The sequence below is a fragment of the Antiquaquibacter oligotrophicus genome (assembly GCF_020535405.1).
Taxonomy (GTDB): domain Bacteria; phylum Actinomycetota; class Actinomycetes; order Actinomycetales; family Microbacteriaceae; genus Rhodoglobus; species Rhodoglobus oligotrophicus.
Map to the genome: position 1 here is coordinate 579304 of NZ_CP085036.1, position 10647 is coordinate 589950.

The window sequence follows — 10647 nt, forward strand, 5'->3', positions numbered from 1 at the left end:
TATGGACGCGCTGTAAGCCATCTATCGGTTCTTTCTGCGAACGATTTAGGCTCTGACGCGTGACTGTCTCGGGTAGTTGGGAGCGCGCCGCGCGCGGCGCCATGCTCATCGCGGGCGACGGAGAATTGCGCCCCACCATCTTTGCGGAGATGTCCGCCCTCGCTGCGCACACCGGGGCGATCAACCTTGGGCAGGGCTTCCCCGACGACAACGCACCAGCGGACGTACTCGAGGCGGCACGAGAGGCGATTGCCGCAGGACTCAATCAATACCCGCCGGGGCTCGGGATGCCCGATCTGCGCGCCGCGATCGCCGAACACCAGGCGCACTTCTACGACCTCGAGGTCGATCCGGACACGGAGGTGCTCGTCACGGCTGGCGCCACGGAGGCGCTCGCCGCCACGATCCTCGCCCTCACGCAACCCGGCGACCGCGTTGTCGTGTTCGAACCGTTCTACGACGCATACGGGGCCGTGGCAGCCCTCGCTGACACCGAGTTCGTGACCGTTCCCCTACGAGCTCCCGACTTCGCCCCGGACCTGGATGCCCTGCGCGATGCTGTGACCGACTCGACGCGCCTCATCATCGTCAACACACCGCACAACCCGACCGGCGCCGTGTTCTCCGACGAGGTACTCACACTCATCGTCGAGCTGGCGCACCACCACGACGCGATCATCGTCACGGACGAGGTCTACGAGCACCTCACGTTCGGGGTGCCGCACCGCCCCGTCGCGACGTTGGCTGGGGCATCCGATCGCACGGTGTCCATCTCGAGTGCGGGCAAGACCTTCAGTGTCACCGGCTGGAAGATCGGTTGGATCACGGCGCGACCAGAGCTCCTGCGGGCGATCACCGCCGTCAAGCAGTACCTCACCTACGTCAACGGTGGTCCGTTCCAGCCCGCCGTCGCGACCGGGCTGCGCCTACCCGATTCCTATTTCGTGGGCGCAGCCCAGTCGCTCGAAAGTCGGTGCCGGTTGCTGTCAGCGGGGCTCGAAGCGGCGGGCTTCGGCGTGCTGTCGCCGCGCGCCGGCTACTTCGTGATCGCGGATGCCGCGCCCCTCGGCATCACGGACGCCGACACGTTCTGCCGCGAACTACCCGCCCGCGCCGGCGTTGCGGCCGTACCGGTGACGGCATTCGTGCGCGAAGGCAACCGCGACCAGTTCCGCTCCCTCGTGCGGTTCGCATTCTGCAAGCAGGAAGGTGTGCTGCGCACCGCGAGCGAACGGCTCGCTGAACTGCGCCTCTAGAGCCTGCGCAGCGTGAGAGCGGGGTTCACCTCGCGCACCGCGGCAATACGCTCGGCCGACACTTCGGCGACCGCGATCCCGCGCGTCTCCCCCAGCCCGGCAAGCTCGACACCCATGGGGTCAACGATCATGCTGTTGCCGACACCGATCGGCGGAGTGTGGTCGGAGGCCGCCAGGTACAGGGTGTTCTCCAATGCCCGCGCGGTGATGAGGGTGCGCCAGTGGTGCTCCTTGAGCGGACCACGCACCCACTCCGATGGCACGGCGACAATGTCGGCGCCGGCGTCGACGAGTCGCCGGGTCACCTCCGGAAAACGCAGGTCGTAGCAGGTCTGCAGACCGACAACGAGGCCGTCCCACTCGAAGGTCTCCGGCGGATCGAGGTCGCCGGGCTCGACCCAGTCGGATTCGCGCTGCCCGAACGCGTCGTAGAGGTGGATCTTGCGGTAGGTGGCCACGTGACCCTCGCTCGGCGAGACGGCGACCACGGTGTTCGAGACACGGCGCTCGCTCGCGTGCTCGAGCATCCCGGCGATGAGATGGATGCCGAGCTCACGTGACAGCGAAGTGAGACCAGACACGAACGCACCGTCGAGAGCCTCCGCGCCCTCGAGCCACGCCTCCCCCAGGTCCGGCGCGAACCAGGACGAGTACTCCGGCAGCACGATGAGCCCGGCCCCGCGCCCTGCGGCATCCGCGGCGAGAGCGGCAATGTCGTCGAGGTTCGCGGCGCGATCCGTGCCGGGCGCGAACTGTGCGACCGCGAGTAGGCTCACCCGCGCCACCAGTCGTCGAACATTGTCACAGGCTCCGAACGCTTGTGCTGCGTCATCGCGTAGCGCTGCTCGATCGCCTCGGCGACGGCGGGGTCGATGTCTTCTCCGAGGAGGAACGCATCGATATCGGCGTAGGTGAGACCCAGGTTCGCTTCATCCGTCTGACCGGGGGTGTCATCGAGGAGGTCGGCCGTTGGTGCCTTCAGGTAGAGGCGCTCGGGGGCGCCGAGCTCCTGCAGCAACTGTTTGCCCTGGCCTTTGGTGAGGCCGCTGAGCGGAAGGATGTCCGCTCCCCCGTCACCGAACTTGGTGAAGAATCCGGTGACCGCCTCGGCGGCGTGGTCGGTCCCGACGACAAGGTAGCCCGACTGACCAGCGATCGCGTACTGGGCGATCATACGCGCGCGAGCCTTCACGTTGCCTTTGGTGAAGTCGCTCATCTCGTGGCCAAGCGCGTCACCGTATTCATCCTCGAAGCCGTCGACGGCGCGGTGGATGTTGAAGGTGACGCGTTGATCTGGAGCGATGAAGCCGAGCGCGAGCTGGGCATCCTCTTCGTCACGCTGCACCTGGTACGGCAGACGCACGGCGACGAAGGTCGCTTCCGCTCCCTCGGCGCGCAGCTCCTCGCTCGCGAGCTGGCAAATCCGACCGGCGAGCGACGAGTCCTGTCCACCGCTGATGCCGAGCACGAGACCTTTGGCCCCGGAGGCGCGCACATACTCCTTCACGAAGTCGATACGCGCGCGCACCTCAGCAGCCGGGTCGATCTCGGGCCGCACGTTGAGTGCCTGGATGATGTGTGCCTGACGCTCTCGCATGCCTTCGAATCTACCCCTCGGGCAACAAGCTCGGCAGGGGTTACGCGGCCTTTGCCGTCTCCCCCAGCACGTCACTGGTCACGACCGTATCGCGCGGGATGCGCGCCCCGTCGGCAATACGCACGCCGTCACTCACGCGGCTGCCGCTCCCGACACGGGCCTGTCGACCCACGTGGGCGGAGTTGCCGATGTGCACGTTGCTGCCGATGAATGCACCCGCGGCGATAAACGCCGAGCGGTCGATCCAGCTGCCAGCGCCGATGTAGACGCCGGCGGCGATCTCCGCGCCGGGCTCAACGTAGGCTGTCTCAATAATTTCGGCCGTGGGGTGCGCAGTCGCTTTGAGTGCGACATAGCCCCGACCGTTGTTGTGCTTGCGGTACCGAGTCACCTCGCCCGCATCCGATTCCACGTCCTCATAAACCTTTTGCATGTCATCAATAACGCGAGGGGTGCGGAAAATAATCCCGAACGCGGGAGTGTTTTGCTCAAGTAGGGGTACTCTCTGCCCGTGCGCATCGTGGTGTCGGGAACACCGCTCTCGCGGCTGTCGACAATTTTCGACCTGAGCGAGCTGGCGCGACGTTCTACGCGATCTCGGACGCCCTAAGCCGCTGCTTCCCGGCACCCTCCGCAAGAACCTTGAGGTGGTCGTGAATCGGCCGCCCTTCTGTTCCCCGGGGGCCAAAGAGGCCGACGGCGACGTCAACCCGCTACGCGTATTGCTGGGGCCGCTCTCGCGTCAGTCTTGTTCGAGTACCCGCGAGATGTCTTCGACCAGTTTCGCCACCCGACTTTCGGAGGCAGGAAACATGCCGCCCAACCCACCACCAAAGATTGGGAGCGGCACAACGACCGACCCCGTTGCGCCACCACGCACACACACCTCTATTCCCTTTTGGATCGTGTAGGTGCCTTTCACTCGCGCCCGGCGGACCTCAATGAACTCAGAACGTGGTATCCGGAAGTGGACTCTCAGGCGTGCCTCATCCCCGCTCACGATTTCCAGTCCATCAGAGTCCAAAACGGCACTGAGCATCAGAGGCAATCCACTAACCTCACTACCCTTCAGCTCCGACAGCGCAGTCGTCAGGCCGTGGTCGAGGCCGGTGGTCCACGAAACTCGAGTCGTCGAACCTTCCGTCAGGGCTTCATTCCGCTTTCGCGCGCTGCGCCCAAGGCCCAGCAAGATCAACGCGAGAACGGCCAGAAATCCTACTATCCCAACGGCGAGGTTCAGTCCGAGGTGCGGTGAGCCCGATCGCTCCGCATTCACGAATACGTTGATGAGCGATAACACAATGAAGGCAACCCAAAGCGCCCCAATGATCCATCGAAGAGCCATCTCTGATCCTAGTCCGCGTGCCCGTATCCGACTCTCCATCCGGGTCAGTCGCTGCCGAGACTATCGCGGAACTGTAGCGGCAAACGGACGGGAATCGCTCGTCATCCAAATCAGACTCGATCGATATTTCGCCTGTTGGGGCTGATCTGGAGGAGCAGCTGCGGTCACCAGCATCATCGTCGTGCCAGAGATGGGGAACATGGCGTCGAGCAGCCCGAGAGCAAGCAACAACCCTACGGACGTGCCAATGACTCGTCGCATTTCTCGTAACCTCCACCGTTTGCGCGAGCGAAGGAACACACTCGCTCTGCACCGTGACGTAACGATATCCGCGAAGGGAACGCAAGCATGGCGCTCGAGATCGTGCACGGGCCCTCTGAGAACGCAGAGACGGCCCGACAACGTGCCGAACTGCCTCGGCCTCTCATCGAGGTCGGGGTTCAGCCGCTTCACGGCGCCCGGGGCCCCTCGCGCGGCGGGGCCCTGCTGACTCCTCACGGAAATGAAGAGAGCCCGGTCGATGACCGGGCTCTCTTCATGTGGTTGCGGGGACAGGATTTGAACCTGCGACCTCTGGGTTATGAGCCCAGCGAGCTACCGAACTGCTCCACCCCGCGGCGTGAGATCTAGCCTACCACGGAGTTCACGGAGGACTGACGCGGGGGCGACCCTTCGAGACGCGGCTGCGCCGCTCCTCAGGGTGCGGTAGGGACGCGGCTGCGCCGCTCCTCAGGGTGCGGTAGGGACGAGCCGGGCAGTGTCTCGCGGAGTAGTAGGGACGCGGCTGCGCCGCCCCTAAACGCTGCGGTACGGCCGCAGCAGCAGAGCTCCTCGGGGTTGCGGTCGGGCCGCACCCCCGAGGTGCAGGTGGCTACTCGGAAGCCGCGATGGCTCGCTCGATGGCGTCCTGCATGCGGGCGTCGGCCTCGGCCGCTGCCACCAGGTCGTTGGCGGCGTACGCGGCCTGACGGTCGGCGAGAGCCTCCTGGTAGTCGGAGAGCGCCTGCTGCAGGGCCGCGCTACCGGTGCTCGGCGTCGACGGCTGCTCCGGGGCATCCGGATCGGCCGGCGTCGTCGGCTCCGTCGGGGTCTCCTCCACGGGCACATCACCGTCACCGGCCGACGCTCCAGAGTCTCCGCCGAAGAGGGTGTCGAGAGCTCCATCGAGGGTGTCCTCGAAGGCGATCTGGTCACCGAACGAGACGAGCACCTTACGCAGCAGCGGGTAGATCGTTCCACTCGTCGACTGCACGTACACCGGTTGCACGTAGAGCAGACCGCCACCGACCGGAAGGGTCAACAGGTTGCCTCGGCGAACCTCGGTTTGCCCTCGTTCGAGCAGAGCCAACTGGTTGGCGACGGCCGTATCGGTGGTGAAGTTGTTCTGCACCTGACCGGGGCCCGGCACGGTCGACTGTTTCGGCAGCGTCAGCAGGGTGAGTTTGCCGTAGTCGTCACCCGCGTCCGCATTCACCGCCAGATAGCCGGTGAGAACGTTGCGTGTGGAGTCGCCGGCGCCGCGGGGGATGAACGTCGAGTACAGCGTGAAGGCCGGCTCATCCGTTCCCGGAACCTGCATCGTCAAGTAGTACGGGGGCTGCAGCGCAGCCGTCGCACCACCCACCGGGTCGTCGGGGGTGATCCACTGGTCGTCGCTCGAGAAGAACGAACCGGCATCCGTCACGTGGTACGACCCGAGGATGGCCCGCTGCATCTTGAACAGGTCGCTCGGGTAGCGCACGTGGTCGAGAAGCTCATCGCTCATCTCGCTCATGGGCTTGATCGTCGACGGGAAGATCTTGGACCACGTGCTGAGCACCGGGTCCTCGTCGTCCCACGCGTACAGGGTCACCGAACCGTCGTACGCGTCGACGGTCGCCTTCACCGAGTTGCGGATGTAGTTGATCTGATCCACCGCGAAGCCCGGGTCTGGCGTGTACGTGTCGGCAATCGCCTCCGAAAGCGACTCGACCTGCGAGTACGGGTAACTCGATCCCGTTGTGTACGCGTCGACGATCCACACGATCCGTCCGTCGACGATCGCGGGATAGGTGTCGCTGTCGAGCGTCAGGTACGGAGCGACCTTCGCCACACGCTCCTTCGGGCTGCGGTCGTAGAGGATCTGCGATTCCTCGTTGACGGCATCCGAGAGCACGATCTCCTCGGACTGGAACTTGATCGCGTAGATGAGCTGCTTGAACAGGTTGTCGAGCGCAGGACCGCCCTCGCCGCTGAAGGTCGTGGTTGTAGCCAGATCGCTGTCCTCGCCACCCGACGGGTAGTCGAGTTCGAGTTCGGGGGCACCCTCGGGAGCACCGACGATCGAGTACTCGGGCGAACCCTCACCGAAGTAGACGCGAGGCTCGAACTCACCGAGCGCACCCGTGCTCGGGATGCCCGACTCGAGGAACACCGGCTCACCGTCGGCCGCGCGCTGGTTGCCGTAGGCGGCAACCACACCGTAACCGTGCGTGTAGACGACCGTGTTGTTGTACCAGTTTTGCGAATCCCCGAGCCCGGACTGGTTGAGCTCACGTACTGCGATCACGGTGTCCTGCGACTTGCCATCGATCTCGTAGCGGTCCACATCGAGGTGACGACCGAACTGGTAGTACTGCTTGAACTGCTCGAGCTGCGCGAACGCGAGAGGCGCGATCGCGGGGTCAAGGATGCGGATGTTGGCCGTCGTCTCGGCGTCCTCACGGAGTGCGCCTGGCTCGGCATCCGTCTCCGCACTGTAGGGCACCTCTTCGATGCCGTCGACGCCGTAGGCAGCTCTCGTCGCTTCGATCGATCTGTTGATGTATTCGGACTCGAGCACACGAGCGTTCGGCTCCACCTGGAAGCGCTGCACGATCCAGGGGTAGACGCTCCCGACGATGAGCCCACTCACGAGAAGCAGGGCCGTGCCGATGATGGGCAGGCGCCAGCGGCCGATGATCGCGGTAACGATGAAGAGCACGGCGACGAGAGCTGCGATACCCGCGAGGATGGCGCGACCGGGGATGGTCGCGTTCGCCTCGGTGTAACCGGCCCCCGTAGCGAGGAAGCCTTGGCTGCCGCCGTAGAGGGTTGTGTACTGGTCGAGCCAGAGGCTCACGGCCTGAAGGAGCAGGTAGAGGGCCGCCGTGATCGCGAGCTGCACGCGCGCCATACGCGAGATGCGCACCTCTCGACCGCTGAATCGGATGGCACCGTAGAGGTAGCTCGTGGCCAGGGCCGCGATACCCGCGAGAAGCACCACAGCCGACGCGAAGCCGACGACACCGTGCCACAACGGCAGGTCGTAGAAGTAGAAGGAGATATCCAGACCGAACTGGGGATCGGTCTCACCAAACGGCGTCTTGTTGAGCCACTGCAGTACGAGGGGCCATCGTGTTGCGGTCGAGACACCGGCGAAGATTCCGATGACCGCGGGGATGCCGAACATCGCCACACGACGAAGCGGCTCGATCACCTGCTGATAGCGGTCCAGTTGCGAGTTCAACTTGGCGTACACCGGCCGAGCGCGGAACGCGATCTCGATGCTCAACCACACGGGGATCGCCATCGCGAAGAACCCGATCAAGAACATGACGCCGGCGGCGATCCACTGCGTGGTCAGCACCGGCAGGTAGCCGAGCTGGTCGTACCACAGCACATCGGTGTAGAGACCGGAGATCACGAAGAAGGCGATCACGATGACGGCGATGACAACTGCCGTGATCGTGAGCGTCACCCTCGTGCGACTGGTCGAACGTGCGGGGGTCGAAGAAGTGCTTGACACTCGGTGGCTCCTGCTGTTGGGGTGCGACAACCGGTGAGGAAGTCCACACCATCTTAAGGCGCAATGCTGCGAGATCGCCCGGGCTAGGGGGCGGAGCAGGTCGGCAGCTCGTCGAGCCCCTCCCCCGAGCTGATGGCCTCGAGAGCCGTGAGCGCGTCGTCGAGGGTCTCGACGGAGAACACTCGAAGATCGGCGGGGACGTGACCGTCGACCTCGCCACAGTTCGCGGACGGCGCGAGGAACCAGTCGGCGCCCGCATTCTCCGCTCCCCACATCTTCTGCACAATGCCGCCGATGGGGCCGACCTCACCCGTCGAGGTGATCGTGCCTGTTCCGGCGATGTTCTCGCCGCCCGTGAGGGGGCCCTCGGTGAGTTTGTCGATGATGCCGAGCGCGAACATCATTCCCGCACTCGGTCCGCCCACGTTCTCGAGCTGGATCGTGACCGTGAACGGGAACTCGAAGTCGCTGCCTACGATGATGCCGACGACCGGCTGAGGCTCCGCCTCGTCGCTCATAACCGGTGTGATGCTGAGCGTTTGCGCTTGGCCGTCACGGATGATGCCAACGCGCGCCGCGGAGTCGAGACCGTTCTCGGCGATGAGTGCGCGGAGCTCCGTGACATCCGCCGGGGTCTCACCGTTGACGGTTGTGATGATGTCATCCGCCTCGAGAACCCCGTCGGCCGGCGAGTCAGTCGCGGTGTCGAGAACCGTGAGGGTGCTCGGAAAGTCGTAGTCGAGGTGTGTGAGCGCTGCCGCGATCGCCTCCTTCTGCGAGTTCTCCATGTCGATGCGCCCCTGCTCGTTGGAGTCCTCGAGACTCGTGCCGGGCGGGTACACGAGATCCATGGGGAGAATCGCCTTGCTCGGGTCAACGTATGCGGTTGCGATGTCGAACCAGCTCGGCGGCCGGCTCGGGCTTCCGCTGACGTTCACGGTGAGCATGTCTAGGGACCCCTGGGTGGGATAGGTCTCTTCTACGGGGATCTGGATCATCGGCACATCCTCGCCGTCGATCTCGACGTCGCCGAGGGTGTCGAAGACCGGTCCCGGGCGCTCGATCACGTAGGGCGCCGGCAGCATCGCGATGATGATGAGCGCCGCGAGCGCGAATCCGAGCAGCCCCCAGCCGAGCCATCCGCGCCCACGACGAGACGGCGCCGGATCGGGCGCGAGGTCGTTAAAGAGGGCCACCGAGGTCCTTCGATGTTTCGGGATGAAGCAGTGTTCGCCACGGGCGCACTGCGCGCCCAGCCAGCCTAGGCGAAAAGCCAGGATGCTCGATGGCGCACGGGCTACCGTAGATTGCATGCCTGAGAATCAGCGGGACGACGACGGTTCGGAGCGTCCCGAGGACGAGTTCCGAGACATGCTGCGCGAGTTTCTCTCGGGCAACGGGGAGATCGACCCGGCGCAGCTCGCCGGAGCCGCTGGCCTTCCCAACGACCCAGAGGTGATCGCCCAGCTCATCTCCCAGCTGCAGAACGCCCTGCAGTCCTCCGGTGACGACGTCAACTGGGGCCTCGCGCTCGAGCAGGCGAAGACCCTTGCCGCGAGGTCGAGTGTGCCATCGCTGCCGCAGGAGCGGTCGCAACTCGAGCAGGCCATGCACGTGGCATCTCTGTGGCTCGACGAGGCCACCGCGATCGGCGAATTGACGTCCGAGCCGCGACTCATGAGCCGGCAGGAGTGGGTGGCGGCGACGATGCCCGTGTGGACTCAACTCGCGGAGCCGGTGGCATCCTCGATCGCGAACTCGCTCACCGAGGTGCTGCGCGAGAACGCGCCGGAAGACATGGACGACATGCTCGCCGGAGCCAGCCAGGTGATGCGCAATGTCGGCGGCACCCTCTTCGCCATGCAGCTCGGGCAGGTTGTCGGGCAGCTGTCGAGCGAGGCCGTTTCCGGCGGCGACATCGGCATCCCGCTCCTTGAGGGAGCGGAGGCGGCGGTCGTTCCGCAGAACATGGTCGCGTTCGGCGCCGGCCTCGACATCCCGCTCGACCAGGTCGAGCTCTACCTCTCGGTTCGCGAGCTCGCCCATGCTCGACTGTTCCGTCATGCGCGCTGGTTGCGGCTTCAACTCCTCACCTCGATCACCGAGTTCGCGCGCGGCATCCACATCGACACCGAGCCCCTCGAGCGTCTCGCGGCCGACTTCGACCCCTCGAACCCCGAGGAGCTGCGTCAGGCGATGTCCAGCGGCGCTCTCATCCCGCCGAAGACGGAGGAGCAGCTCGCCGCGCTCGCTCGACTGGAAACGATGCTCGCCCTCATCGAGGGCTGGGTCGATGTTGTGACCGCAGAAGCGACGAAGCGTTTGCCGTCGAGCGGCGCGATCGCCGAAACGGTGCGTCGTCGTCGCGCGTCGGGTGGGCCGGCCGAGTCGGCGTTCGCCACGCTGGTCGGCCTTGAGTTGCGCCCGCGCCGCCTGCGCGAGGCGGCAGCCATGTGGCAGGCGGTGACGGATGCCGTGGGTGTCGAGGCACGCGACGCGCTCTGGTCGCACCCCGACCTGGTGCCCGTCGCCTCCGATATTGACGACCCGGCCGCGCTCATCGCGAGGATCACGGCGGGCCCGCCGGAGCCCGACGAGTTCGACAAGGCTCTCGAGGATCTGCTGGACGACGAGGGCGGCGACCGACCGGTCGAGTAGGGGCATCCGTCCCCGCCTGTGGACG

General features: G+C 65.5%; 8 protein-coding genes and 1 tRNA gene. 2 read left to right on the forward strand and 7 right to left on the reverse strand.

Annotation, left to right across the window (positions count from 1 at the left end; genetic code table 11):
- The first annotated feature begins 59 nt into the window (after window positions 1–59).
- Complete coding sequence (locus LH407_RS02895) at window positions 60–1256, forward strand: aminotransferase class I/II-fold pyridoxal phosphate-dependent enzyme (RefSeq protein WP_322132792.1); 1197 nt, start codon at window positions 60–62, stop codon at window positions 1254–1256.
- Here the strand turns inward: LH407_RS02895 and LH407_RS02900 are convergent.
- The 7 genes from LH407_RS02900 to LH407_RS02930 all read right to left on the reverse strand — a co-directional run bounded on the left by LH407_RS02900 (window position 1253) and on the right by LH407_RS02930 (window position 9160).
- Complete coding sequence (locus LH407_RS02900; RefSeq protein WP_322132791.1) at window positions 1253–2041, reverse strand: carbon-nitrogen hydrolase family protein; 789 nt, start codon at window positions 2039–2041, stop codon at window positions 1253–1255. The genes LH407_RS02895 and LH407_RS02900 overlap by 4 nt on opposite strands.
- A complete protein-coding gene (nadE, locus tag LH407_RS02905) occupies window positions 2029–2853 on the reverse strand; it encodes an ammonia-dependent NAD(+) synthetase (protein ID WP_322132790.1) in 825 nt (274 codons plus the stop codon). Before nadE ends, LH407_RS02900 begins: the two co-directional genes overlap by 13 nt.
- A gap of 40 nt (window positions 2854–2893) precedes the next feature.
- Window positions 2894–3286 carry a transferase gene (locus LH407_RS02910; RefSeq protein WP_322132789.1) on the reverse strand — a complete coding sequence of 131 codons (393 nt, stop codon included), beginning with the start codon at window positions 3284–3286 and terminating at the stop codon, window positions 2894–2896.
- 309 nt (window positions 3287–3595) lie between these two features.
- Window positions 3596–4198, reverse strand: a complete 603-nt coding sequence (locus LH407_RS02915; protein WP_322132788.1) for a hypothetical protein — start codon at window positions 4196–4198, stop codon at window positions 3596–3598.
- Window positions 4199–4738: 540 nt separating this feature from the next.
- Window positions 4739–4815 (reverse strand) — tRNA-Met (locus LH407_RS02920).
- A 254-nt stretch (window positions 4816–5069) separates the two neighbouring features.
- Window positions 5070–7964, reverse strand: a complete 2895-nt coding sequence (locus LH407_RS02925) for a UPF0182 family membrane protein (protein ID WP_322132787.1) — start codon at window positions 7962–7964, stop codon at window positions 5070–5072.
- Window positions 7965–8047: 83 nt separating this feature from the next.
- Window positions 8048–9160, reverse strand: a complete 1113-nt coding sequence (locus LH407_RS02930) for a YlbL family protein (RefSeq protein ID WP_322132786.1) — start codon at window positions 9158–9160, stop codon at window positions 8048–8050.
- Window positions 9161–9275: 115 nt separating this feature from the next.
- On the opposite strand from LH407_RS02930, the gene LH407_RS02935 reads away from it, so the two are divergent.
- Entirely contained in the window at window positions 9276–10622 is a 1347-nt protein-coding gene (locus tag LH407_RS02935; RefSeq protein ID WP_322132785.1) for a zinc-dependent metalloprotease, read from the forward strand.
- Window positions 10623–10647: the final 25 nt, after the last annotated feature.

Coding starts and splice junctions, on each gene's coding strand:
- nadE (WP_322132790.1), bottom strand. CDS start 2,853: ATGCGAGAGCGTCAGGCACACATCATCCAGGCACTCAACGTGCGGCCC.
- LH407_RS02915 (WP_322132788.1), bottom strand. CDS start 4,198: ATGGCTCTTCGATGGATCATTGGGGCGCTTTGGGTTGCCTTCATTGTG.
- LH407_RS02935 (WP_322132785.1), top strand. CDS start 9,276: ATGCCTGAGAATCAGCGGGACGACGACGGTTCGGAGCGTCCCGAGGAC.
- LH407_RS02910 (WP_322132789.1), bottom strand. CDS start 3,286: ATGCAAAAGGTTTATGAGGACGTGGAATCGGATGCGGGCGAGGTGACT.